A 24,000-nucleotide genomic window follows, 5' to 3' on the forward strand; every position below is an offset into this window, starting at 1 on the left:
GACATTCCTCAAACTCACGGCAGCCGCGGTTGCTGCTCCATTCGCCGGCAATGCCCTCAGCTCGGATGATGACGACGAGCGTCTGCTGCTACCGCCGAGCCCACCCACCATTCCATGGGCGATGGAGCTGCCCACCGAGATAACGCCGATACTGCCGGTCACTCTGGACCCGGTACCTACCGAAACCGCGAACATCGACGCCGGCGAGGCTGGTCGTGCAGCCCACCAACGCTTCGCCCAACTGGGCTTTGAGCTGACCTACGAGCTCACGGCCCTGGAGCGCCCGGACTGGGTGTTCAATCCGGCGTATCCGCCCCAGCCCATCTGGGGTTTCAGGGGCAATACCGAGGTCACCACGCCGGGGCCGACATTCTTTGCCCACTACGGCCAGCCGATCCTGGTACGCATCCGCAACCAACTGCCCCAGGACCACCAGGGGTTCGGCACTCCGGAAATCGCCACCCACCTGCACAACGCGCATACGGGCTCCGAGAGCGACGGCTTTCCGGGGGACTTCTACAGCGCGGTGAAAGCGGGGCCAAACTTGTCCGCTGCCGGTGAATTCCTCGACCACCTGTACGGCAACATCTACGCCGGCCTGGACGAATTCCAGAACGGCATCGGCGACTCGCGGGAGGCCTTGGGCTCGCTCTTCTATCACGACCACACCATGGATTTCACCGCAGCCAATGTCTACAAGGGCCTGTTGGGCTTCTACCTGCTGTTTGACGACATCGACTCGGGCAATGAGCGCGATCCCAACCCCGCTGCGCTGCGCCTGCCGAGCCATCCTTATGACTACCCGCTGGCCTTCAGCGACAAGCGTTTTGCCCCTGACGGCATTCTGTTCTGGGACCAGGTCAGCCCGGAGGGCGTGCTGGGCGACAAGATCACGGTGAATGGCATCATCGAACCGGTGCTGCGGGTCGCCGCGCGCAAGTACCGATTCCGTCTGCTCAATGGCGGCCCGAGCCACTTCTACGAGTTCTACCTGGTAACCCCGGCCGATCGGGAACAGGCCTTCACCTACATTGCCAACGACGGCAACCTGCTGCCGGCGCCACTTCGCAACCAGAGGAGTGTGCGGCTCGGCGTGGCCGAGCGCGGCGACATAGTGGTGGACTTCTCCGTCTACCCGTTGGGCACCGAGCTCTATCTGGTCAATCGCCTCACCCACCGCCCCGAGGACACTCGCCAGCCCAAGGACGTACGCCGCCCGGGCGTGCGTGTGCTGAAGTTCATCGTTGACCGGGCTCCGCCCGAACAGGATCTCAGCCAGGTGCCCGATCTCCTCAGGGAGCTGCGCCCACTGGACCCAGCCGAGCTTGCGGCAGCGCCCGTCCGGCGCTGGGTGTTCGAGCGCGACAGCGGCCTCTGGGCGGTCAACGGGCGGTTCTTCGACCCCGACAGGGTAAATGCCGACATCCCTCAGGGCGGCGCGGAAATCTGGGAGTTCGTGAACCCCGAGGACGGCTGGGATCACCCTATCCACGTGCATTTCGAAGAGGGCCGCATCCTCGGCAAGACCGTCCTTGGCCGCGCGGTGCCCGTGCTGCCCCATGAGCAGGGGCGCAAGGATGTCTATGTACTGGGCGAGGACATGACCATCAGGGTCTTCCTGCGCTTTCGCGACTTCCTCGGCAAGTACCCCATCCACTGTCACAACCTGATCCACGAGGACCACGCCATGATGGCCCGCTGGGACATCGAAGCAGACAGTTCCGGGCCTTCGCCGAGCGCGGGCCCTGGTTCGTCCGGCACGACAACCCCTTAACCGGAGGCGAACCATGAACACTCGACGCATGGTGTTAAGCAGCATGGCGACCGCCGCGCTGGGTGGCGCGCTCTGGTATTCGATGCCGGAGCGCGCGCTGCCTGGCCAAAGGCCACGCGGCCGCTTCCCCAATGTTGCACTCCAGGACCAGCATGGTCGTCAGCTGCGTTTCTATGACGACCTTGTGCGCGGCAAGGTAGTGGCCATCAGCATGATGTACATCCAGTGCGAAGGGAGTTGCCCAACCACCATCGCCAACCTGCGCATGCTGCAGCCCTTGCTGGGCGAGCGGCTGGGGCGCGATGTCTTTCTCTACTCCATCAGCCTGCAGCCGGAGCTGGATACGCCCGAGGCGCTCAAGGCGTACGCGCAACGCTATGGTGCGCGGCCGGGCTGGTTGTTCCTGACGGGCAGGGCGGAGGACGTCCGCCGCCTTCGTTACAGCCTGGGCTTCTATGACCCGGTGCCGGAGGTGGACAACCTGCTGTCCAATCACACCGCGATGCTGCGCATCGGCAACGACCGCACCAACCGCTGGGCCATGGCCCCGGCCCGGTGCGATGCCAGGCGCATCATCACCACCATCAACCATGTGGATACCGCGATGGTGGTGACCCGGTACCAGCCTACCAGCGCGTTGGAGGGTGCAACGTAGTTCCCCGTGGCGAACGAATTCGCCCCTAGAGGAAGGTTGTGGGGGCGATTTCAATCGCTTGGCAGCCCGTAGGATCGGCTTCATCCTGCTGGCCCGCGCACATGAGTTGGCCCCTGCAGGAAGGCGCCAGGCCGGCTAAAGATAACGGCGTAGAGCCTGCCAGTTCCTTTGCAGCGACTATGCTGGAACTCAGCCGTATTGGCAGTGGAAGGTCGACGCTGCAGCGCGCATGACCCGAAAGGGATGTCGAGGCCGGAATTCCGGCAGAAATGACGATCATTGAACAGAAATGATTTGGATCAGAGCCGGCGTGACCTGAGGATCTCCGCCCTTGCCCGCCGGGTCACCGCCAAGTCCGGTTGTTCTCGCCCGAGTGCCACAGCAGAAGGAGAGTTAAATGCTGCCGAATGCCGTTTCAGAAAGGATCCTGTCCCGCGGATTGATGGATGTGCTCATTCGAGCGGGGCTGGTGGCGATCCTGGCCATCTCCTGTTACGAGGTGTTCCGTCCTTTTCTGAACCTGATGCTCTGGGCAATGATCCTGGGCGTCACCTTCTATCCGCTGCATCTGAGCATCAAATCCCGACTGGGCCTGCGTGACGGGCACGTGGCCACGTTGATCGTGGTCGTCTCGCTGATCCTGCTGATGGTGCCTATCTACATGCTGGCGTCTTCCATGGCTGAGTCGGTGCAGGCGGCCATCGAACTGATCAAGAGCGGCAACCTGCAGGTACCGGCGCCGAACGAATCCGTTGCCAGTTGGCCGTTGATCGGCCAGCCGCTGTTTGACTTCTGGCAGCGTGCGTCCAGCGACCTGACCAGTCTGCTCAAGCAACTACTGCCGCACCTGCGCGGCTTCGGCCTGGGCCTGTTCGGCAAGCTGGCCGGCGTTGGCGCGGGCTTCCTGCTGTTCATCGCCGCGCTGATCGTGGGCGGTATCTTCATGGCCTTTGGCGAGAACGGCCACCGCAGCGCCGTGCAGATCGCCTCGCGGATTTCCGGTCCGGATCGTGGGCCGCAGATCGCCCAGCTGTGCACCTCGACCATCCGTGCCGTGGCTCAGGGCGTGGTGGGCATTGCCTTCATCCAGATGCTGCTGGTTGGCGTCGGTTTCGTTCTCATGGGTATTCCGGGCGCCGGCCTGCTGGCGCTGATGGTCCTGCTGCTGGGCATCATGCAATTGCCGGTGGTGCTGCTCACGATTCCGGCAATCATCTTCGTCTTCGCCACGGAAGGGGCCACCGTCGGCACCGTCGTGTTCGCCGTCTACAGCTTCATTGCCGGCATGTCCGACAATATCCTCAAGCCGCTGCTGCTGGGCCGTGGAGTGAACGTACCGATGCCGGTGGTGCTGATCGGCGCCCTGGGCGGCATGGTCACCGGCGGCATCATCGGGCTGTTCATCGGGCCGGTGCTCCTGGCGGTGGGCTACATGCTGTTCTGGCACTGGGTGGAGGACCAGCCGAAGGCTCAGGAAGACGCGGAAGAAGAGGAGCGAGCGGCCTGACCCGGAACGGGCGCCATGGCTCATCCTTCCTGCCTGCGTCTTCTGCTGCTGGGTGCTCTGGGCCTTGGCGGCTGCGTACGCCTGGGCCCCGACTTCCAGTCGCCGCGCGAGCCCTGGGTGGAGCACTGGAACAGCCCGGCGATGGAGCAGATCAGCCTCAACCGCCCACAACCGGACTTCGTCCAGTGGTGGCAGGTGTTCGAGGACCCGATCCTCGATGGGCTGATCGCCGAGGCGGACGCCTATAACGCCAACCTGGAAATCGCCGGCCTGCGAGTGATGGAGGCCCGCGCGCAGTTGGGCATCGCCGTGAGCGGCCGCTATCCGCAATTCCAGCAGGTCAGTGCCGACAGTCTCTACCTGGACCGTAACCAGTCTGGTGGCCAGAACCCCCGCGACACCCACTCCTGGCAGTACAGCACAGGGTTCGATATCGCCTGGGAACTGGACTTCTGGGGGCGCTTCAGCCGCGCCATCGAATCGGCCGACGCCGCCTACTTCGCCGCCCGCGCCAACTATGAAGATGTCCTGGTGCTCCTGCGTGCCCAGGTGGCGGATACCTATTTCGTCATGCGCACCTTCGAAGCCCGCCTGGGCATCGCCCAGGAGAACGCTGAGCGACAGAAGCGCAGTTTCGAGATCACCGAGCGCCTGTTCCACAGCGGTGACAGCTCGGAACTGGACTTCCAGCAGGCCAAGACCCAGTACCTGGGCACCCTGGCGACCATTCCGGACCTCGAAGCCCAGCTCCAGCGGACGCGCAACACCCTCGCCGTGCTGATCGGCCGCCCGCCCGGACCGCTGCCTGAGCTGTCGGGCGGGGAAGGGCAGGTGCCGCTGCTGGATCGCGCCGTCCTGCAGGACGTACCGGCGAACCTGCTGCTGCGCCGCCCGGATGTGCGCGCCGCCGAATTGGCGGTGGCCGCCCAGTCGGCGCTGATCGGTGTTGCCGAAACCGACCTTTACCCCTCGGTGACGCTGCTGGGCAGCATCGCCTGGAGCGCCTCGACACTCGACGGCGTGCCGGACAGCCTGGATCTGGTCGCCGGCCCCAGCATTGCCTGGAACGTCTTCGATCATGGCCGCATCAAGAACGATGTACGGGTGCAGGACGCACGCCTGCAGCAATTGATCGAGGCCTATCGCGACCGTGTGCGCCAGGCAGCGCGGGAAGCCGACGACGCCGCCACCGGTCTGGCCAAGGCACTGGAAAGCGAGAGCATCCGCCGCGAGAGCGCCCTGGCCGCGCTGCGCTCCCTGGACCTGGCCAACGCCCAGTACCGCGAGGGGTTCGCCGACTTTCAGCGGGTGCTGGACGCCCAGCGCGAACTGTTCCAGCAGCAGGAGAGTTACCTGCTCAGCCGCAGCGACGCCGTCAGCAACCTGATCGGCCTGTACAAGGCCCTCGGCGGCGGCTGGTACCGGGACGGCCCGATGATCGACGACGCCACCCGCAAACAGATGCAGCAACGGACCGACTGGGACGACCTGCTGGACGAGCCGCCTCCGGCCCGGCCGGTCTCCGATAGCGAACAAGGTGAACGAGAATGAGCGAGCAATCGCAGGCGCAGGCCGAGGCGCCGAGCCAGTCCGAGCCCACGGGTAAGCCCGATGCGGCGGCGAAGGGAACGCGCTGGGTGGCGCTGGTCATCGTCCTGACGCTGGTCTGGTACCTGCTGGCGGACCGCTTCACCCCCTATACCCAGCAGGCCCGCGTGCAGGCCTTTGTGGTGCCGGTGGCGGCGGAAGTCGCAGGAAGGGTCACCAAGGTGAATGTGCGCAACAACCAGGACGTGGAAGCGGGCGCGGTGCTCTTCGAGCTGGACCCGGCGCAGTACCGCATCGCCGCCGATCGCGCTCGCGCTGACCTGGAAACCATGCGTCGGCAGATCGGCGCCAGTACCGCCGCCATCGACTCGGCCCTGGCCTCGCTGCGGGCGGCCCAGGCCAACGAGGTCAAGGCCCGCCAGGACAGCGATCGCCTCGAACGGCTCTACCGGGAAGATCCGGGCACCATCTCCGTGCGCCGCCTGGAAGTGGCGCGCGCCACCCTGGAACAGTCCAGAAGCCAGGTGGCCGCGGCCCGTGCCGAAGTGCAGCGGGCCCGCGAGCAGCAGGGCGGCAGCGAGGAGGAGAACGCGCAGTTGCGCAGCGCCGCCACCGCACTGGAAAAGGCCCAGCTCGATGAAGCCAACACGCGTGTTAAGGCGCGTTCCGCCGGTCTGATCACCGACCTGCGCACGGATGTCGGTCAGTACGTCGGGGCGGGCAGTCCGGTGATGACCCTGATCGCCATCCATGACCTCTGGCTGAGCGCCGAGATGACCGAGAACAACCTGGGCCACGTCGAGGTGGGCAGCCCGGTGGCCATCGTGCTCGATGCATTTCCGGGGCGGGTATTCGAAGGTCGGGTGCGCAGCGTCGGTTACGGCGTCAGCGTGGGCCAGGCCCCGGCGCCCGGAACCTTGCCGACGGTGGAGAACAGCCGTGACTGGCTGCGACCGGCGCAACGCTTCCCGGTCATCGTGGAGTTCGCGCCCGGTGAGCTGGATCAGCTGCGTGGCTTGCGCGTTGGCGGCCAGGCGGAGGTCATGGCCTTCCCCATCGAGGGCAATCCGCTCAATCCCCTGGGCCGCTTGTTCATCCGACTGATGAGCTGGCTGTCCTATGCCTACTGAGCACGACCCGCGCGGCCGGCGCGCCTTGCGCCTGGCCAGCGGTGTCGCCCTGGCCCTGGCGGTGAGCTTCGGCATGGCCTTGCCGATTCCCTTCCTGGCGCCGATCTTCGCGCTCCTGCTGCTGGTGACGAACAACCGTCCGTTGCCCCTGAAGGCCGCCCCGGCGCTGGCCCTGGTGATCATGCTCACCACCGGCACCGGCCTGCTGATGATCCCGCTGCTGCAACACGCGCCACCCGCCGGGGTGCTGCTGGTGGGCCTGTGCCTGTTCCTCTGTTTCCGCCACGGCTTGCGCGGGGGCAATCCGCTGGTGACGCAATTCCTCGTGGTCGGCCTGACGATGATCTCTGCGGCGGGCACCTTTCTTTTTCCCCTCGCGGTCACCGTAATCGAGGCCCTGGCCAAGGGCATGCTGCTTGCCGTGCTGGTGTCCCTGGTCAGCCACGCATTGTTCCCGGAGCCCGCAGATGCCCCGGCGGCGCGACCCCGCCCGGTGCTGGACGCCAGCGAGTCCGCCTGGATAGCCCTGCGAGCCGCGCTGGTGGTGCTGCCGGCCTTTCTTCTCGCGCTGATCGACCCGAGCAGCTACATGCCGCTGATCATGAAGTCGGTCAGCCTCGGCCAGCAGGTCTGCGGCACCTCGGCCCGCACCGCTGGCCGCGAGCTGCTGGGTTCGACGCTACTCGGCGGCCTGCTGGCAATCCTGTTCTGGAGCGCCCTGAGCCTGTTTCCCCATCTGTGGATGTTCTTTCTCTGGATGCTGCTATTCGGCCTGGTGCTGGGCCGCCGGCTCTACGCCCTGGCGGCGACCCAGCAGACGCCGGGGTTCTGGATGAACACGCTGGTGACCCTGATCATCCTGCTGGGCCAGTCGGTGCAGGACAGCGAGTCCGGCAAGGACGTGTACACCGCCTTCGCGGTGCGCATGGCGCTGTTCATCGCCGTCACCCTGTATGCCTGCGCGGCGGTGTACCTGATCGACCGTCGGCGGTTCCACCGGCAGCGCCGCGCAGCCCCTTGAGAGGTAGTTCCAATGTTTGTCGATCTGCTGGTGGGAATCCCCGTGATGGTGCTTTGCCTGGTGCTGCAGGCGATATTCGTGGCGTACGGGCTGCGCCCCTACGTTCGTTACATGCGGCGCCGGACGGGGCAGGAGTCCATGTGGCACAACACCCTGCTGCTGTCGCTGGTCATGCTGGTGATGTTGCTGGGTAATTTCGTCCAGATGGGCGTCTGGGGCGTGCTGTTCCTGGCGCTGGGGGAGTTCGAGGACTTCGCCACGGCGGTCTACCACTCAGGGGTGAACTTCGCCACGCTGGGCTACGGCGATATGGTCATGAGCGCGGAGTGGCGGCTGTTGGGACCGCTGGAAGCCGCCAACGGCATTTTGATGTTCGGTGTGTCGACGGCGGTGATGACGGCCACCGTCACGGATGTGCTCAAGCGCGCGTTCGAGCAGCGACATCAGGGTTAGGGCAGGGCGCCCACCCCAAAAAAAAGTCTGAACGAATTACCCCGGTGGTGCGTCGGAATCTGGGTAGGCCCCACGCGGGCCTTTCAGCCACCTATTGGCTCGACGCGGCATCGTCGGCGCCAGGCCGGGAGCAAGCCCCATGGACAATCCAGACGATCGCGAAGATATCATCCGCACCCTCAATACCCTGATCGAGACCTGCAAGGACGGAGAAGCCGACTTCAAGTCCTGTGCCGCGGACGCCAAGCGGCCGGACTTGCAGGAATGGTTCACGACCCGTTCGAAGGAATGCGGCAGCTCTGCTACCGAGTTGCAGCGTTCAGTGGTGGAACTCGGCGGCAAACCCGGGCACAACGCCAGCGTCAGCGGCGAACTGCATCGCCGCTGGGTCGACCTTAAATCCCTGGTCTCCGGCAAGGACGAACAAGTCATCTTCGATGAGGCCGAGCGTGACGGAACACTGGCGGCAAAGCAGTACGCCGAGGCCCTGCATCAGACATTGCCCACCGAGATCCGCGCCATGGTCGAGCGCCAGTACGAAGGTGTACAGCGCAATCACGCGGAGATCCGCGCCATGCGCAACGGCGCACGTGCGGGCTGACTACAGAAACGACTGGCTCATTTCCAACATCGGTGTGGCTCGTGCGGGCCACGCCGAGTCGGTCGGCGGAAAGCCTGAATCATTGCCAACGCGAGTGTGTCGACTGCAACAGGAACGACAACGTGAGGAGGTTGCTCATGAGCGATCCTGGCAACAGTTGGGTGCCCGAAAAGCGTTTTGGCGTGAAGGTCGTGACATCCCTGGCGGCACGCCGCCGCAAGCAGCGCAGGAGAGCAGTCAGTGTGGCTCTGCCTGTGTCGACTCGAATGCCCGGGCCAGCAGGATGAAGCCGACCCGGTAGGGTGCGCCGCGCGCACCAGCGGTTTGACGTGGCGCCGAAGAAGCTTCGTCCCTCGACAGGTAGTGCCTTTGAGCGTCGATGACTCCCCCTGAACAAAGCCCCGGTCAGCCCACTGGCCGGGGCTTCTTCATTCCCGCGTCCGCAATGCACGCGGCCTTCTCTCAACGAATTCTTCACACAGACCTGACGCTACCTTCACGCGCCGCTGCATAGGCTCGCCTGCAATTCACGCTTTCATCCTCGAATCCTTGTCATGGAAGCGCTCAAGCGCCGTGCCCATCCCGCCTCACGGCGGCGCAGGCGGTCCGGGGAGGTGATCGAAGAGTCTCGATAGGGCCAATGCAGGACCGGCAAAAATGCTGACGATGGAAATGGAATCAGTACGGGAACGGTGGTTCTGGGGTCTGCTGTTCATTGCTCTGCTAATGCTGCTTTGCCTGTGGGGCAGCGGCGACATCCCATTCCTGAGTGTCAATGAAGCCAGGCGCGCCGTGACCGTACGGGAGATGTACGAGGCCGGCGACTGGATGATCCCGCACATGAACGGCGAGCTTTACCTGGCAAAGCCGCCGCTCTTCTACTGGCTGGCCCTGCTGCCGGTGGAACTGTCGGGACACGTGTCCGAATGGGCCATGCGATTGCCCTCGGCGCTATCGGCATTGGCGGTGCTGGCAGGCGTCTACCTGGCGGGTAGCCGGATTGCCGGCCCGCGCGTCGGTGTACTCGCGTGCATATTCCTGGCCGCAAACGCGGGCTTCAGTATCTTTGCCCGGCGTGCCGAAATCGAAATGACGCTGACCGGCTTCTGCTTCCTGGCACTACTGGCGGCCTGGTTCTATGTGTTCCACGACACGCGGCGGCGGTGGGTCCTGCTCAGCTATGCGCTGCTGGGATGCAGCTTGCTGACCAAGGGGCCGGTCAGCTTGTTGCTGGTGACGGCGCCGCTACTGACATTCGCGATTCTCCAGCGATCAAGCCGTGCCAGGGCTTTGCTATGCGATCGCCTGGGTTGGTTGATCGCCCTGGCCATAGGCGCTTCCTGGTACTGCGTGGTGACTTTTCAGCAAGGCATCGGCATCTGGGCGTCGATCCTGCAGCAGGACATCGTCAACAAGGTTGGCGGCAGCCACGGAGAGCCCTGGTACGCCTACCTGGGGTATCTGGCGGGTGACTTTTTCCCATTCTGGCTGCTGCTCTTCGTGCGTCCGCGACAACTGTGGAAGAGCATTCGTGGCAACGGCGAGCTGATGTTGCTGGCCTGTGTTGTCCTGGTCCCGCTGGTGATTTTCTCAGCCTTCAGTGACAAGCACGCCAAGTACCTGCTGCCGATCTATCCGGCAATGGCGCTGTTGCTGGCCTGGCACTGGCTCAGGTTGCTCGATGCCTGGCAGGGCTGGAAACAGCGCGTACTGGCCTGGCTGCCGATGTTCGTCCTGGGTGGATTCATTGTCTTCTTCGCCATCCTGGAGCCCAGGGTCTTCGCCTACCGGGTGGAGGCGCTGCCGCGAATCAGCGAGACGGTTCAGGCGCATCCGGCCCAGGCGCTGTACAGCCTCGGTGAACCGGATATGCGCCTGGTGTACTACGCAGGGCGTCCAGTCAAGCCATTGGCGGCAGAAGAGGCTCAAACCGTAACCGCGCAAGATGTACAGCTCTTCGTCTCAGGCGCGATTCCCGCGCCTTTGCAAGCACTGGAGCCCTGCGTCACGGAACACTTCAAACCCTTCCTGAAACACGGCAAGGAAGCCTGGTTGATCGCGCTCGGTGCAAGGTGCTCGGGCCACTGATCGTCATGGGTGGAGGAGGGCGCGGGGAACAGGGTCCAAAGCGATAACACCTGGAGCGTTCTGGTCCGATTTCTCGAATTCGTAACGTCTCTTTGACGTTTTTTTCAAACAGCGCTGCCCATCATTCCTGTACCTGCCTGAAGGGGGCCAGACGATGTTGCAGTTAGTGGGAAAGCAGGTCCTGGCGGAGTACCAGCATGCAGGGCGTCCGGCCCTGGCAGTTACGAGGAGTGCGGCATGTCGAGGTTGAAGCTGCCGCCCGGTTGGCGAAATCGCGTCGCTTGGTCGTCGCTGCTGCTGTCGAAGAAGGTGAAGTTCATTGTGCTCGGGCTTTCCGTCTATGCGACGGCGGTGGCGGCCCAGGGATTCCTGCATGAGCGAGGCATCCCGAACCTGGCCCGCGCCGACTCGGCGAAGCGCGAATCCCTGCTCAGGCACTGGAAGCAAGGCGATCTGGTCGTGCTGGTACGTCATGTCGAGCGATGTGACCACTCCGAAGCGCCCTGCCTGGATGCCGAGAAAGGCATCACTCATCGGGCCGTGGACGTCGCGGTCGACCTCGGCAATGAGTTCAAGGAGCTCGGCCTGGAGTCGACGGACCTCTACACCAGTCCGGTGACCAGGGCGATGCAGACTTCGGCCTTCATGTTCCACGCAGGCGTGCCGCAACAGGACTGGCTATCCAAGTGCCGGGAAGCTTTTCTCGACCAGATCGTCCGGCACAAGCAAGCCAATCGAAACCTGGTGCTGGTCACGCACAGTGAGTGTGTGAGCCAACTGGAAGACAGCCTGGCGCTCCTGGACTATCGGACGCCCAACTACGGGGAATCCCTGTTTCTCACCCTTGATGATTCGAAGAAATCGCTCAAGGTGATGGGGTATCTGGGGGTCGCCAGTTGGTCAAAGCTGTCGCCAGCACCTGCTTCGAAGTGAATCGGCCCTGGAACGGATTGCCGAGGCAGGGAGAGGAGGGGAGAAGACCGGTTCGTTCTAGCCGTTATGAAAGGGTCTCGCATAGCTGACGACTATGGTCTGATGCATGTGCCTGATGTAGTCCGCATCGGAGTATTCGTCCAGCCCCACCCGAACCACTGCGCCATCAACGACCTTCCAAGCGCTCTTGTGCCTGGTGAGGTACTCGACCGCGGCCTTGATAGCGTCCTGGAGATTCTTATTGTTCTGGATCTGGGATGTCACATTGTTCAACGTGTTCTGATTCACTGTATCGGGCTTTCGGGAATCGAGATATTCGGTGAGAGAAGTGCCGGAAGCGATGTGAGGGTGGGTCAGCCTTGAACTTCTGTTGAGGAAATTCCGGGGTTTTTCCTGCAAGCTGGCATCGAACTCCTGGATCCTGTTCTGGTACTTGCCGGGCGTTTTGTAAGTGATCGCCGCCATGTAGCAGCAGAATGTGGCCCCGTGCAGCTTGTGAAGTCCTTGGTGTGTGCCATCTTCGGTACCCAGCGCACTGACCAGTTGCTTTATTAGGGCGACGCCGGTGGACGCGTCTGCATTGGTGAACCCCGGGTTACCGCCGCTGAAGCACCAGCCGACATTTATTTTCCTAAAACGCAGGCCCAGGTCGTATAGGGCTGTTATCGCCAGTACGGCGTTGTCAATCCTGGCATCTATGTTGGTCGCGTCGCCATGGGCCTGGATGAACAAGCCGAGCCCACCGGAAAACTCCCGGCGTTGACTCCATACATCCGAAACAGCATTCAGAAGACTGCCGTTGGGCATATCCGGCAGACCTGTGTACGCGAGACTGTTTACATGACCGAAATCGACTTTTACCGAAACGTACTTGTCGCCGTAGCGGGCTTGCAGCAACTGGTCACAGTCATCCAGTTCAGCCTTGCCCTTGTTGGTGTAGAGGATCAGTCCGACGACGAATTCGCAGTCCATTGCTGAATGTCCAATGCGGCTGGAGGGAGTGACTCAGCATAGGCGAGGTTCAGCCAGCGACCACGAACCTTGATGCCCGAGGGATGCTATCAAGGAGGTGCCAATGAACATAACACCGATTATGCGAAGCGATATCTGCAGCCCTGAGCCTAGCCCGTGGTAGGACTATACTTCCTATAATCTATATTATGTTAAATCATGTAGGGACACCTGGCTGGAGGTAATCCGAGGCTAGCTCCTGGCGCAGGCCACCCTAGCCAAAAAAATAATGAACCTGGCTGGCAACTGCTGCTTTGCCGTTGCCCTTCTCAAAATAAAGCTCAAGCGCTCTGCCTTTGCCGTACCCAGCCTTCAAGAGTCGGCGCTGATCCCTCGGTTACCTGCCTGGTCACAACGATCACGGCCGGTGCAACAAGGCATTTCAAATCGGCCTATACCTACAGCAGGGCCAAACCCGCCATTCCGTATCCAATGCTGATGAGCGCAAACATGACTTCGAACCTTGCGCATACGCCACTGCGCGTGGCGACCTGCCTCATCCTGGTCCTCGGTGCCTCCGCCCACGCTACCGAGAACGGCGTGGACAACATTGCGCCTGGAACCGATGGCTTCTTCACCCTGCCTCTGGACGTGAACAACCTGCCTGATCACCTGTTCGCGTTCGTCGTGTACTACAACCATTACAAAGCCAGAAAGCTGAACATCAGCTCCCAGGGAGGCGAGGTGCCCGGCGCCGAGGTCACCTCGGATTCGATCACCGCGCGCCTGGACTACGTGAGCCCACTGCGGATCTTCGGCGGGCGGCTGGGGGGCTACGTCGCCGTTCCCTACGTACGGCAGCGGGTTTCCGCCTTCGGCCTGAACGACGAGCGGAAAAGCATCGGTGACACTACCCTGGCCCCGATCGTCCTCTGGGACATGGGCAAGAGCCTCACTCTGGGCGCCGCGCTGGAAATCACCATTCCCACTGGCAATTACGATGCTGATCGGCTGGCCAATACCAGCAACAACTTCTACACGTACAAGCCGCTGTTTTCCTTCACCTGGCTACCCACGGAACGTACCGAGCTGTCGCTGAAGGCTACCTACAGCTTCAACGAGGAAAACCACGACACCGACTATCGCTCCGGGCAGATCTTCCATTTCGACTACTCGGCCAGCTATGGGGTGACCGACAACCTGCGCCTGGGCCTGAACGGCTACTACCTGAAGCAGACCACTGACGACAAACAGCATGGAAGGACCGTGCAGTTTTTCGGCGAGGATGTGGACGACGGCGTGCGCGGCCAGGTCTTCGCCGTCGGCCCGGCACTCCACTACACCTTCCTCGAGTACTGCAGCGCCGAGATCCGCTGGGCCAAGGAGTTCGATGTGGAGAACCGCCCGGAGGGCGACATGCTGTGGGCCAAGCTCAGCATTCCATTCGAGCTTTGACCTTCCAGGCGGGGTCGGCAGCCCGGGCAAGGGAACGGGATGCCACAGCACGTAGCGAATCTCCCGCAACGCCCAGGTAAATACCGGCCAGTGTTTTGCTCATGGCGCATCGCCCGCTCAAGCGGTAGACGGGTTTCCTTCAACTACCGCTCCGTCTTGCCCTCGCCTGGAAACAACGACTCGAATCGCGGCGTCGCCCGGGCAACGAAACCCACTCCCTTGCGCATGATGAAATAGGCAGCAACGTCATGCTGCTCGGCGAAGGCATAGCCTTCCTCTGGACCGAGCACCATCAACACCGTAGACAAGCCATCGGCATGCAACCCCAAAGGATCGACCACCGTCACTGCTGCCAGCGCGTGCTTCACTGGCCTGCCGACACGTGGATCGAAGGTGTGCGAATAGCGCTGGCCACCTTCCTCGAAATAATTGCGGTAATCGCCGGAGGTGGAAACGCTGTAGCCGTCCAGTGCAATGGCGCGCTCCACTTGCTGCTCTTGCCCGCCGTTCGGCACCTCCAGGGCTATGCGCCAGGGCGAGCCATCCGGTTTGCGGCCGACCCCCTTGAGTTCGCCGGTGATCTCGACCAGATAGGCCTGGATACCCAGGGCCGAAAGCCTTTCGCTGACCCGATCCACCGCATAGCCGGCAACCATGCTGTCGAAATCCAGTTGCGCTGCCACATCCTTGCAAAGGTTCTCGCCATCCAGGCGCACGTGCTGGTGCCCTACCCTCGCCTGCTCCCGTGCCAGCGTGCTCGCATCCGGCACCTTCTCCCCCCGAGCGTTCGGGCCGAAACCCCAGAGGTTCATCAATGGCAGCACCGTCAGATCAAAGGCTCCGCCACTGTCGCGGGACAGAGACTCACCGTACTCCAGCAAGCGACGCATATCTTCCGGTACCGCCTGACAAGCGCCGGCTGGCAGATCGTTGAAGCGGGAAACCGCGGAGTCGGCGCGCCAGTTGGAGAACTGCTGGTCGAGGGCTCCGAGTATCGTCTCGACTTCGGCCTGTACTCGCTGCGGGCCGGGTGACTGCGCGGTGGGTACGTACTGGATCGAATACGTGCTTCCCATGGTCGGCCCAGAAAAGCGCTCGATCTGCTCGCCGCAGCCGTACAGCACCGTCAACAGCACCACCAGCAGGATTGCGCGCATCGTCTGAGACCTCGCTGATCCCGGCCGCCCTTGGCGGCGTTCGGTATCTACCCCAACAGCAGGCACCAACTCGTTAATAGAGAGTAGAGCCGCATCCCCGAATTTGGCGCCCAGCACGCCCACAAATGAGCGCAGCCCGCACCAATCAAGGCCTGGGATCGTTCCGGCGCCCCGGGTGGGCTGGCAATTGGCCTACCGTTCATCAGCAAATATGGTCAAAAACTGAACAAAACCAATATTAGGGGCTCTTAGTCCCGTTAGTTATCGGGTATCGCCCTCGCTATTCGCTCAATTTCCCGGAAGCAAAAAACCATCACGTGCATCAGCGCGTAGGAGAGTTTTTTGCCCAAAGAAAAGTTGGAGGACAGAACATGTCTAGCCATTCGTTGCAGAACAACGAGCGCACGCAGAACCTCGTCCGCGCCCGCCGAAAGCCGCAACAGAAGCCCCTTTGGCAGCAAATGCTGGCCTTCGCCTCCTCCCCACAGCGCAACTGGCAAGGTGGGCTCGAGCTCAGGGGCTACAAGGAGTTGTCCAACTCCACGCCGGTTACCCTGCTCGAAGTCGGAAACGTGCAGCTGGCAATTCCGCTCGAACGTGGTCGCCGCTCTGTCCAGTCGTGCGTGCAGCCGGGACAGCATGTGCGCAAAGGCGAAGTGATCGGTATTGGCGACGACAACACTCCCTGGGTGCATGCCAGCACCTCCGGCATCGTGGAGCGGATCGATCACGTTTTCGTGGCCGACTCGGCCGAGCCGGTCATGGCCGTCATTCTGAATGCAGATGGCCTGGATGAATGGATCGAACGCCCGGTGCTCGAACTGCCGCAAACCCCCGAGGAGCTGGTTGAACGCGCACTGCAGATGGGTATCGTCGGCCTTGGTGGGGCGGGTTTCCCGACAGCCCTCAAGCTGGCCGGCGCCCAGCAACCCGATCTGCTGCTGATCAACGGTGCAGAATGCGAACCCTTCCTTACCTGCGATGACCGTCTCATGCGCGAACGCGCCGACGCGCTGATCGAGGTTGCCGATTATCTCGCCGATCTGATGGGTATCACGCTGACCCGTTTCGGTATCGAAACCAACAAACCTGAGGCGATGGCCACATTGCGTGCCGCTTCTCGCGAGGCGCGCACCCCGGTCGAGATATGTCCGCTGCCGGCGCGCTACCCGGCCGGCGGGCAGCCGTTGATGATCAAGAGCCTGAGTGGCCGCAACCTGGCGCCGGGGACCCTGCCCGCCGATATCGGCGTCCTGGCCCTGAATGTCGCGACGCTCTACGCACTGGGCCGGGCTGTCTTCCATGGCGAACCACTGGTACGACGCGTGCTGACGCTGACCGGGGACTGCGAACGCCCCGGGAATGTCCTGGTGCCGGTGGGTTACCCGGTCAGCGCACTGCGCGAGATTGCTGGCGCGACCCCGGACGGCCAATTGACCCAGGTCGGCGGTCCGATGATGGGACAGCCGCTCCCGGACCCGACTGCTGTCATCAGCAAGACCAGCAGTTGCCTGATTTTCGGCGCTGAGCGCTTCCTGCCGGCACCCCAGCCCGCCGGCAGTTGCATTCGCTGTACGCGCTGCGTGGATGTCTGCCCGATGTCGCTCAGACCGCTGGATCTCTACGCTGCCGCCGAACGCCAGGACAAGGCGAGCCTGCAGGAGCTGCGACTGGATGCCTGTATCGAATGCGGCAGCTGCAGCAGCACCTGCCCGAGCAACCTGCCGCTGCGCGAAACCTTCCGCCAGAGCAAGACGGAGCTGCGCGCATGAGCCTGCTACTTCGCCCCACCGCACACCGACCGCTCCGCACGGTGATGCTGCTGGTCAGCCTGTGCCTCATGCCGGGCACCGCCCTGTACGCCTGGCAATTCGGCGTCGTGGTCTGGTTGCAGAGTTTCTGGTGCGTTCTGCTCGCCCTGTGCTTCGAAGCCGGCTTGCTGCGCCTGCGCGGACATAATGTTCGCGAGGGCCTGAGCGACCTGAGCTGGCTGGTGCTAGGCCTGATACTGGCTCGCGCGTTACCCCTGATGGTGCCGCTGTGGATGATGGCCGTGGCCAGTTTTGCCGCTCTGGCGCTGTGTAAACACGGCAGTGGAGGACTGGGTCGCAACCGTCTCAATCCCGCCATGGTCGGCCTGGGAATCATCGCCATCTGCTTCTACCAGCAGTTGTACCCCGCGCCATCGAACTATGCCCCCTGGACCCTCACCCTGGATGCCAAGGCGGTTCTTCTGCAGCAGCTGCAGCTGGCGCCACGCCTTGATTTGGATGCGTTCGCCGGCGCCACTCAGTTGGCCAAGAACCAGTTCACCCTGATCACCCCCAATCTGTCCGGGTACGGCTATATCGCCGGCGGTCTGATACTGGCTGTGCTGCGGGTGATCCGCATCGAGATTCCGCTGGCGATGCTCGCGAGCACGGTATTGCTGTGCATGGCAGCCGGCCATACCCCGTTGGAAAGCCTGTACAGCCTCAGTCTCGGCGGTTATCTCTTCACAGCCTTTTTCATCGCCACCGATCCGGTCACCAGTCCCGATACACGCGCCGGTCGCATCCTCTTCGGCGTGGCCATTGGTGCGCTGACTGAATTGATTCGCGAATTCGGGCTCTATGCCGATGGCCTCTGCTTCGCCGTGCTGGCTGCCAACCTGCTGGTGCCGCAGATCGACCGGTTGGCACTGCGCCTGCAGCGCCCCTGGTATACGGCGCACACCTGATACGGAGAGCGTGCGCGGCGCCTCAGATAGGCGCCCGCCCTCTCCTGTGAGGGAGACTGCGCACTGATTCCGGGATCGGCTTCGGCACCCCGTCAAACCACCGGTGCGCGCGGCGCACCCTACCGGATCGGCTTCATCACTCCGGTAATCCGGCCAGCCGCAGACCATCCGCTAGCAGGGCAAGATCCTCCGCCCGTTGAATCGGCAACCAATCCCTTAGCCTGGATATACGCAAAGAGGGATCCAGCTCCTGGAGCCGCTGCATCGCCAGCTTCGCTTTCTCCATTCTCCCGAGATGCGCATAACTGGCCGCCAGGAGCGCAGCCGCAGCCAGCAGGCTGGGCAGGTTCCCCAAGGCCTTCTCCGCCCAGTCCGTAGCGGCATCAAAGCGCCCGGCGAAGAAGTGCACGAGGGCCATCCCAACCTGCATCCTGAACATCTCCGGATCCAGCGGGCTCAAGCGCGTTGCATGGGTCAGGTTCTCGATCGCGGAGTCTCTTTCCCCGCGAAGTGCCCGAAGAATTCCGCCCAGGAACCAGGCCGGAGCGAGGTTGGGATTGAGCAACCGCGCCCTGTCTATGAGCGCGATTCCGCCATCGAGATCGCCAGTAAGATGAGCCAGCGCGTGTCCGCCGCGGGTCAGCGCCACTGCATCGTCGCGACCAAGCTCTACCGCCAATCGCGCCAGCCGGGCACCTTCGGCAATTTCTCGCGCTCGGTCGCTCATCCAGCCATTCAACTTGCGCCAGAAGTGGCACCAGGCGGCCATGCCATAGGCCGAGGCGAACTCCGGATCGAGCTCGATGGCCTTGTAGAACAACAGTAGCGCCTCTTCGATAGCCTCCCGGGTTCCGTTGTGCAGCTTCGCCATTCCGCGCAGGTAATAGTCGTAGGCGTCCAGGCTTTCCGTGGGTTTGCGCTTGGCGCGCTCGATTTCCGCCCGTTCGAGCTGCGGCGCGATGGCACCGACGACGCTTTCGGCGATCTGATCCTGCAGGTCGAAGAGGTTGTCGAGCGTTCCTTCGAATCGCTCCGCCCAGATATGCATCCCGGTCGTCGCGTCGATGAGCTGCCCGGTGATGCGCACCTTGTTCCCGGACTTGCGCACGCTACCTTCCAGCACGTAGCGCACGCCGAGCTCCTGGCCGACATCCTTGATGTCCACCGCCCTCCCCTTGTAGGTGAAGCTCGAATTGCGCGCGATGACGAACAGCCAGCGGATACGCGACAGGGCGGCGATGATGTCCTCCACCACGCCGTCGGCGAAATAGTCCTGCTCAGGATCCCCGCCCAGGTTCTGGAACGGCAGGACGGTAATGGAAGGCTTGTCCGGCAGGACGAGCACGGATGGTGGCGTTTCCTTCGGTTCGGCGGGTACGGGATCGTCGATGCCTGGCCCTTCGGGTTGTCGAGTTTCCCCCGAATCACCGACCTTGATCTCGCCGACGAAGCGGTAACCCTTGCGGGCGACCGTCCGAACAAGGCGCTGCTCCTCGCCGGTATCGCCGATCGCCTTGCGAACTGCGTTGATATGGCTGGTGATAGTCGATTCCGAGACGATCCGGCCGCTCCATACCGCCTGGAGCAGGTCGTCCTTGCTGACGACGCGATCGCGGTTCCTGACGAGATGCATTAACAGATCGAAGACCTGTGGCCCGACGGCCACGACTTGCCCGCGCAAGGTCAACTCCCGGCGCCCCTGATCGAGCACGTAGTCTCCAAACATGAATTGCAAAGTCAGGATCCCCTGGATGAGTGCCTTCGGTTCCGTGTCCGAGGCGGCTGGCGATTGGAAGCTGATATAGATAACACGGCAGCGAGTAACTGGCTGTACCGTCCACGACAAGGGCTTCCTTGGACGAAAAACCAAGCTTTCCCGAAGGACAATTCAAAGCCGGCACAAGGACTTCCCTGAAGCGCGTGCGCACTCTCCCCCCTACACAGACGGCAATGGTTGCCGTCGGTAGAAGCGGAGAGAAACCATGAAGATCGTCGTCATCGGAGGCACCGGCCTCATCGGCTCGAAACTTGTGAAGAACCTCCGCGAGCGCGGCCATGACGTGCTCGCGGCCTCCCCCAACACGGGTGTGAACAGCATCACCCGCGAGGGTCTGGCCCAGGCGATGGATGGCGCGCAGATCGTCGTCGACGTGGCCAATGCCCCGGTGTGGGAGGATCAGGCTGTTCTCGACTTCTTTGAAACCTCCACCCGCAACCTGCTGGCAGCCGAAGCTGCCGCTGGCGTGCGCCATCACATCGCACTTTCGATTGTCGGCAGCGAGCGCCTTCCCGACAGCGGCTACTTCCGGGCCAAGGTTGCGCAGGAAAACCTCATCAAGGCGTCCAGCATCCCTTACACCATCCTGCGTGCGACGCAATTCTTCGAATTCGTCAGCGGCATTGCCCAGTCCTTCGCCGTTGGTACGGAGCTGCATGTATCGCCGGCGCTGATCCAACCGATGGCGTCCGATGACGTAGCGGCGGCCCTCACCGACGTCACCCTCGAAGCGCCGGTCAATGGCACGCTCGAAGTCGCCGGCCCTGAGGCCATGCCGATCGATGAACTGGTCCGGCGTTTCCTGCGCGGAACCCAAGACACGCGCAAGGTCGTACCAGACGTGCATGCCCGCTATTTCGGCGCCCTGCTCGACGATCAATCGCTGACCCCTGGCAGAAACCCGCGCCTCGGTGCGATCCATTTCGAGGACTGGCTCGCCAAGTCGGTGGCCTGACGCTCGCAAAGACAAATCAGGAAGGCGTAGACCCGTGCAGGTCGCGCCTTCGCAACACATGCACGCGCAGGAGAATTGTCATGTTCACAAAAGCTTTCCTGGCCGCTGCCTTTGCAGCGCTCTCGATCACCTCAGCGTCTGCCGGTGACCGGCCCCCGGGTAAGGTGACAGTGGTCTTCGACCGCCCCATCCCGAACGTTCCTGGCAAGAGCATGAGGGGCGTGCTCGTGGAGTACGCGCCCGGCGCCGGGTCACCGTCCCACACCCATCCGAAGTCGGCCTTCATCTATGCAACGGTCCTGGAGGGCGCCATTCGCAGCAGCGTCAACGGTTCCCCGGAAAAGGTCTACAAGGCCGGGGAAAACTTTGTTGAAGAGCCTGGCTCCTTTCACGGTGTAAGCGCGAACGCCAGTGACACGGAACCGGCACGCCTGCTGGCGGTGTTCGTTCTCGACAGCAACGAGAAGGAGCTCGTCACACCGGCCAAGAAGTAACCGATCAACGCGCTGATCGAGTCTCGGCAGCCCGAAGGTGTTTGCTCCTGAGGCTGCCGGGGTTCATCGGCATTCAACAGGTACTGAGAGATGAAAGCGCGTGAGGACAAGGTCACCAGCACAACCGGCGAAAGCTTCGGGACCGGTGTCGCAGCGGCGCGGCCGAACAAGAAAAAGGTGGTTGGCTTGCTGCTGCTTGCGAGCGCCATCCTGGTCGTGGCCAGCGGATCGATCATGGCGCTTTCCAGTGGCGCGAGGTCGACCGACAACGCCTACGTCCGTGGTGACGTCACCTCCCTCGCCGCCAAGGTCAGTGGCTATGTCACCGAGGTCGAAATCCAGGACAACCAGGCCGTCAAGGCAGGTGATGTCCTGTTCCGCATTGACGATCGGGACTACCGGGCACGGCTCGCGCAAGCGGTGGCCAACGTCAAGGCGGCCGAGGCGCGACTGACCAATGTCGATGCGGAGACCCAGCTTCAGCGTGCCCTGATTCGCCAAGCCGAAGCCCAGAAGCGCTCGGCTGTGGCCGAGATGAACCTGGCGATCAAGACCCACGACCGCAGCCACAAGCTCATCCGTAGTAACGCGGTCAGCCAGGCCCTGGTCGATGAGAGCGATTCGGCACGCTTCAGGTCAGAGGCGGCGGTATCGGCCGCTTCCGCGACGGTCGAAGCCCAGCATCAACGCATCGCTGTGCTGGTTGCGCAGCGAGAAGCCGCCGTGGCCTCAGTGGCGCAGGCCGAGGCAGCGCTCGAAGTCGCCCAGATCGATCTCGACAGCACCGTCGTGCGCGCGCCCGTCGATGGCGTCGTCGGCAACCGCCAGGTCCGCATTGGCCGCTTCGTCACGCCCGGCGTTTCCCTTCTCGATATCGTCCCGGTCGACGACGTTTGGGTGGTGGCGAACTTCAAGGAGACCCAGCTTGAACACATTCAGCCCGGGCAGAGCGTACGCATCACCATCGACGGCTACCCGGACGGGACGCTCGAAGGGGTAGTCGACAGCTTTGCCCCCGGTAGCGGGTCGGCATTCACCCTGCTCCCCACCGACAACGCCACCGGCAACTTCGTCCGCGTCGTGCAGCGCGTTCCGGTGAAGATCCGCTTCGTCAACAATCCGCTGCCGGGCCGTATCGTGCCGGGCCTGTCCGCACGGGTCGAAATCGAACGGGGGGCAGGCTCATGACCATGGTCGCCACCCTTCCGAGCCGCGTGGAAGCCCGGACCAGCATTGTTCTGCTGCTAGGCGTAGTGCTTGCCACGCTGACGGAAGCCACTGCCAGCACTGTTCTCGCCCTGGGACGCAGCGACATCATCGGCGACACCTATGCAACACCGGATGAGTTCGCCTGGCTGGATGTCGGATACACCGCACTGAAGCTCCTGGGGTTCATGATCGCCCCCTGGCTGCTGAGCCGTTACCCGCCGCGCCAGCTGATGATCGGCGCAACCCTGATGATGGGACTGGCATGCGGATTGGCTGCCATTACCGCCCGGTTGGACCTGCTGATCGCGCTTCGCATCATTCAGGGCTTCGCCGGCGGCACCCTGCTGGTGGCAGGGCAGACACTCATCTTCTTCGCCTATCCCCGGCATCAGCAGCCACTCCTGCAGGCCCTGTTCGCCATGGGCGCCGTCGTCGCATCCGCCACCTTCGCGCCGGCCTTGCAGGGGTGGTTGATCGACAGCCAGTCCTGGACCTGGATCTTCCTCAGCGCCGTTCCGCTTGCCCTTGCATCCGTCGGGCTTCTGCTCATCGCAGAGGCCCCGGCGCCCGCCAAGGTACAGCGGCGTCCTTTCGATTGGCTCGGCTCGGCTCTGATCGCCACCGTGATCCTCTGTTTCACCTACGTCCTGAGCCAGGGCAGCCGCTGGGACTGGTTCGAAGAGCCTCGCATCCTCTGGCTGACCTTGACCGGCGTGGCTGCCCTGCTCGCCTTCCTCGGCCAACAAGTGCTCGCCAATGGCCGAGGCCTGCTCGATTTCACCCTGTTCGAATCGGAAGACTTCACCTTCGCCTTCATCGTCAGTTTCGTAGCCGGTGCCGCATTGTTCGGCAGCGCGTTCCTGATTCCCGCATTCGCCCTGTCCGTTCTCGCGTTCACCCCTACCGATGCCGGCCTGTTGCTGTTGCCCAGCGGCGCGTTCTTCATCGGCGCGCTCCTTTTTGCCGCCTTTCTCATGCAGGCCCGCCGCGTTCCTCCAGTCGCCACCGTGCCGTTTGGCATCCTGATGATCATGACGGCGATGTGGATGCTTTCCGGCTCCACCAACGAAAGCGATACGGCCGACATGATGTCGGCCATCCTGTTGCGCGGCCTGGGCCTCGGCTTCCTGTTCCTGTCGATCACGCTGATTGCATTCACCAGGCTCAACAGCCGAAACCTTGCCGCCGGTATCGGCCTGTTCAATACGGGCCGCCAGCTGGGCGGTCTGATGGGCGTTGCGGTACTCCAGACGCTGATCGAGCATCACATCGTCGCCAATGGCGTGGTCCTCGGCGCTAACGTCACCGCCGGGGAAACGGCGGTTATCGAACGGCTGAGCACCACCACAGCGATGCTCGCGGCGAAAGGGATGGATGCGGTGGCCGCTGGCCGTGCAGCCACCAGCCTACTGGGCCGGGTGGTGACAGGTCAGTCCACCGTGATTGCCTTCGACACCGCGTTCAACGCAGTCGCCCTGCTCTTCGTTTTCGCCGCGCCGGTGTTGGTCGGCATCAAGATCGGGCTCTCGAAACACGCGAAACGCCGCGCTGCACGAGCGGTTGCGTGAGTCTG

20 protein-coding genes are annotated in these 24,000 nt (G+C 63.0%); 17 read left to right on the forward strand and 3 right to left on the reverse strand.

Going from position 1 to position 24,000, the window contains the following annotated elements; genetic code table 11:
• The first annotated feature begins 121 nt into the window (after positions 1 to 121).
• The 10 genes from E8F06_RS23075 to E8F06_RS23120 all read left to right on the forward strand — a co-directional run bounded on the left by E8F06_RS23075 (position 122) and on the right by E8F06_RS23120 (position 11,710).
• Entirely contained in the window at positions 122 to 1,774 is a 1,653-nt protein-coding gene (locus E8F06_RS23075) for a multicopper oxidase domain-containing protein (protein WP_280371407.1), read from the forward strand.
• A gap of 13 nt (positions 1,775 to 1,787) precedes the next feature.
• The gene (locus E8F06_RS23080) at positions 1,788 to 2,429 is read left to right on the forward strand and encodes an SCO family protein (RefSeq protein ID WP_280371409.1); all 642 of its coding nucleotides are present in this window, start codon (positions 1,788 to 1,790) and stop codon (positions 2,427 to 2,429) included.
• Positions 2,430 to 2,826: 397 nt separating this feature from the next.
• The gene (locus E8F06_RS23085) at positions 2,827 to 3,936 is read left to right on the forward strand and encodes an AI-2E family transporter (RefSeq protein ID WP_280371411.1); all 1,110 of its coding nucleotides are present in this window, start codon (positions 2,827 to 2,829) and stop codon (positions 3,934 to 3,936) included.
• 15 nt (positions 3,937 to 3,951) lie between these two features.
• A complete protein-coding gene (locus tag E8F06_RS23090) occupies positions 3,952 to 5,487 on the forward strand; it encodes a TolC family protein (protein ID WP_280371413.1) in 1,536 nt (511 codons plus the stop codon).
• Positions 5,484 to 6,614: an HlyD family secretion protein gene (locus tag E8F06_RS23095; RefSeq protein WP_280371415.1), complete on the forward strand. Its 1,131-nt coding sequence runs from the start codon at positions 5,484 to 5,486 to the stop codon at positions 6,612 to 6,614. Before E8F06_RS23090 ends, E8F06_RS23095 begins: the two co-directional genes overlap by 4 nt.
• Entirely contained in the window at positions 6,604 to 7,635 is a 1,032-nt protein-coding gene (locus E8F06_RS23100) for a DUF2955 domain-containing protein (protein WP_280371418.1), read from the forward strand. Before E8F06_RS23095 ends, E8F06_RS23100 begins: the two co-directional genes overlap by 11 nt.
• 12 nt (positions 7,636 to 7,647) lie before the next feature.
• Complete coding sequence (locus E8F06_RS23105) at positions 7,648 to 8,088, forward strand: ion channel (protein ID WP_280371420.1); 441 nt, start codon at positions 7,648 to 7,650, stop codon at positions 8,086 to 8,088.
• Positions 8,089 to 8,227: 139 nt separating this feature from the next.
• The gene (locus tag E8F06_RS23110; protein ID WP_280371422.1) at positions 8,228 to 8,689 is read left to right on the forward strand and encodes a PA2169 family four-helix-bundle protein; all 462 of its coding nucleotides are present in this window, start codon (positions 8,228 to 8,230) and stop codon (positions 8,687 to 8,689) included.
• A 657-nt stretch (positions 8,690 to 9,346) separates the two neighbouring features.
• A complete protein-coding gene (locus E8F06_RS23115) occupies positions 9,347 to 10,777 on the forward strand; it encodes a glycosyltransferase family 39 protein (protein ID WP_280371424.1) in 1,431 nt (476 codons plus the stop codon).
• A gap of 237 nt (positions 10,778 to 11,014) precedes the next feature.
• Entirely contained in the window at positions 11,015 to 11,710 is a 696-nt protein-coding gene (locus E8F06_RS23120; protein ID WP_280371426.1) for a histidine phosphatase family protein, read from the forward strand.
• 57 nt (positions 11,711 to 11,767) lie between these two features.
• Here E8F06_RS23120 and E8F06_RS23125 read toward each other — a convergent pair whose 3' ends face one another.
• The gene (locus E8F06_RS23125) at positions 11,768 to 12,682 is read right to left on the reverse strand and encodes a hypothetical protein (RefSeq protein WP_280371428.1); all 915 of its coding nucleotides are present in this window, start codon (positions 12,680 to 12,682) and stop codon (positions 11,768 to 11,770) included.
• A gap of 489 nt (positions 12,683 to 13,171) precedes the next feature.
• Between E8F06_RS23125 and E8F06_RS23130 the strand changes: the two genes are divergently transcribed.
• Positions 13,172 to 14,116: a transporter gene (locus E8F06_RS23130; RefSeq protein WP_280371430.1), complete on the forward strand. Its 945-nt coding sequence runs from the start codon at positions 13,172 to 13,174 to the stop codon at positions 14,114 to 14,116.
• A 143-nt stretch (positions 14,117 to 14,259) separates the two neighbouring features.
• On the opposite strand, the gene E8F06_RS23135 is transcribed toward E8F06_RS23130, so the two are convergent.
• Positions 14,260 to 15,273, reverse strand: coding sequence for an FAD:protein FMN transferase (locus E8F06_RS23135; RefSeq protein WP_280371432.1), 1,014 nt, complete (start codon positions 15,271 to 15,273; stop codon positions 14,260 to 14,262).
• A 317-nt stretch (positions 15,274 to 15,590) separates the two neighbouring features.
• Between E8F06_RS23135 and rsxC the strand changes: the two genes are divergently transcribed.
• Both rsxC and E8F06_RS23145 read left to right on the forward strand, forming a co-directional pair.
• Positions 15,591 to 17,045 (forward strand): electron transport complex subunit RsxC, encoded by a 1,455-nt coding sequence (gene rsxC, locus E8F06_RS23140; protein ID WP_280371434.1) that lies wholly within the window; start codon positions 15,591 to 15,593, stop codon positions 17,043 to 17,045.
• Positions 17,042 to 17,992, forward strand: a complete 951-nt coding sequence (locus E8F06_RS23145) for an RnfABCDGE type electron transport complex subunit D (protein WP_280371436.1) — start codon at positions 17,042 to 17,044, stop codon at positions 17,990 to 17,992. The genes rsxC and E8F06_RS23145 overlap by 4 nt, the downstream gene beginning before the upstream one ends.
• Before the next feature lie 136 nt (positions 17,993 to 18,128).
• Here E8F06_RS23145 and E8F06_RS23150 read toward each other — a convergent pair whose 3' ends face one another.
• On the reverse strand, positions 18,129 to 19,727 hold the full coding sequence (locus E8F06_RS23150) for a winged helix-turn-helix domain-containing tetratricopeptide repeat protein (RefSeq protein WP_280371879.1): 1,599 nt from the start codon (positions 19,725 to 19,727) through the stop codon (positions 18,129 to 18,131).
• Between the two features lie 247 nt (positions 19,728 to 19,974).
• On the opposite strand from E8F06_RS23150, the gene E8F06_RS23155 reads away from it, so the two are divergent.
• The 4 genes from E8F06_RS23155 to E8F06_RS23170 all read left to right on the forward strand — a co-directional run bounded on the left by E8F06_RS23155 (position 19,975) and on the right by E8F06_RS23170 (position 23,995).
• Positions 19,975 to 20,724, forward strand: coding sequence for an SDR family oxidoreductase (locus E8F06_RS23155; RefSeq protein WP_280371437.1), 750 nt, complete (start codon positions 19,975 to 19,977; stop codon positions 20,722 to 20,724).
• An 80-nt stretch (positions 20,725 to 20,804) separates the two neighbouring features.
• On the forward strand, positions 20,805 to 21,218 hold the full coding sequence (locus E8F06_RS23160; RefSeq protein WP_280371439.1) for a cupin domain-containing protein: 414 nt from the start codon (positions 20,805 to 20,807) through the stop codon (positions 21,216 to 21,218).
• Between the two features lie 90 nt (positions 21,219 to 21,308).
• Complete coding sequence (locus E8F06_RS23165; protein ID WP_280371441.1) at positions 21,309 to 22,406, forward strand: HlyD family secretion protein; 1,098 nt, start codon at positions 21,309 to 21,311, stop codon at positions 22,404 to 22,406.
• 2 nt (positions 22,407 to 22,408) lie between these two features.
• Positions 22,409 to 23,995 carry a DHA2 family efflux MFS transporter permease subunit gene (locus E8F06_RS23170; RefSeq protein WP_280371442.1) on the forward strand — a complete coding sequence of 529 codons (1,587 nt, stop codon included), beginning with the start codon at positions 22,409 to 22,411 and terminating at the stop codon, positions 23,993 to 23,995.
• The last annotated feature ends 5 nt before the right edge of the window (positions 23,996 to 24,000 follow it).

The sequence above is a fragment of the Pseudomonas sp. BN411 genome, from assembly GCF_029871235.1.
GTDB lineage: Bacteria > Pseudomonadota > Gammaproteobacteria > Pseudomonadales > Pseudomonadaceae > Metapseudomonas.

Excerpts from the sequence above, each read along its gene's own strand:
- E8F06_RS23075 (WP_280371407.1), top strand. The coding sequence starts at position 122 with ATGGAGCTGCCCACCGAGATAACGCCGATACTGCCGGTCACTCTGGAC.
- E8F06_RS23080 (WP_280371409.1), top strand. The coding sequence starts at position 1,788 with ATGAACACTCGACGCATGGTGTTAAGCAGCATGGCGACCGCCGCGCTG.
- E8F06_RS23085 (WP_280371411.1), top strand. The coding sequence starts at position 2,827 with ATGCTGCCGAATGCCGTTTCAGAAAGGATCCTGTCCCGCGGATTGATG.
- E8F06_RS23090 (WP_280371413.1), top strand. The coding sequence starts at position 3,952 with ATGGCTCATCCTTCCTGCCTGCGTCTTCTGCTGCTGGGTGCTCTGGGC.
- E8F06_RS23095 (WP_280371415.1), top strand. The coding sequence starts at position 5,484 with ATGAGCGAGCAATCGCAGGCGCAGGCCGAGGCGCCGAGCCAGTCCGAG.
- E8F06_RS23100 (WP_280371418.1), top strand. The coding sequence starts at position 6,604 with ATGCCTACTGAGCACGACCCGCGCGGCCGGCGCGCCTTGCGCCTGGCC.
- E8F06_RS23105 (WP_280371420.1), top strand. The coding sequence starts at position 7,648 with ATGTTTGTCGATCTGCTGGTGGGAATCCCCGTGATGGTGCTTTGCCTG.
- E8F06_RS23110 (WP_280371422.1), top strand. The coding sequence starts at position 8,228 with ATGGACAATCCAGACGATCGCGAAGATATCATCCGCACCCTCAATACC.
- E8F06_RS23115 (WP_280371424.1), top strand. The coding sequence starts at position 9,347 with ATGCTGACGATGGAAATGGAATCAGTACGGGAACGGTGGTTCTGGGGT.
- E8F06_RS23120 (WP_280371426.1), top strand. The coding sequence starts at position 11,015 with ATGTCGAGGTTGAAGCTGCCGCCCGGTTGGCGAAATCGCGTCGCTTGG.
- E8F06_RS23125 (WP_280371428.1), bottom strand. The coding sequence starts at position 12,682 with ATGGACTGCGAATTCGTCGTCGGACTGATCCTCTACACCAACAAGGGC.
- E8F06_RS23130 (WP_280371430.1), top strand. The coding sequence starts at position 13,172 with ATGACTTCGAACCTTGCGCATACGCCACTGCGCGTGGCGACCTGCCTC.
- E8F06_RS23135 (WP_280371432.1), bottom strand. The coding sequence starts at position 15,273 with ATGCGCGCAATCCTGCTGGTGGTGCTGTTGACGGTGCTGTACGGCTGC.
- E8F06_RS23145 (WP_280371436.1), top strand. The coding sequence starts at position 17,042 with ATGAGCCTGCTACTTCGCCCCACCGCACACCGACCGCTCCGCACGGTG.
- E8F06_RS23155 (WP_280371437.1), top strand. The coding sequence starts at position 19,975 with ATGAAGATCGTCGTCATCGGAGGCACCGGCCTCATCGGCTCGAAACTT.
- E8F06_RS23160 (WP_280371439.1), top strand. The coding sequence starts at position 20,805 with ATGTTCACAAAAGCTTTCCTGGCCGCTGCCTTTGCAGCGCTCTCGATC.
- E8F06_RS23165 (WP_280371441.1), top strand. The coding sequence starts at position 21,309 with ATGAAAGCGCGTGAGGACAAGGTCACCAGCACAACCGGCGAAAGCTTC.
- E8F06_RS23170 (WP_280371442.1), top strand. The coding sequence starts at position 22,409 with ATGGTCGCCACCCTTCCGAGCCGCGTGGAAGCCCGGACCAGCATTGTT.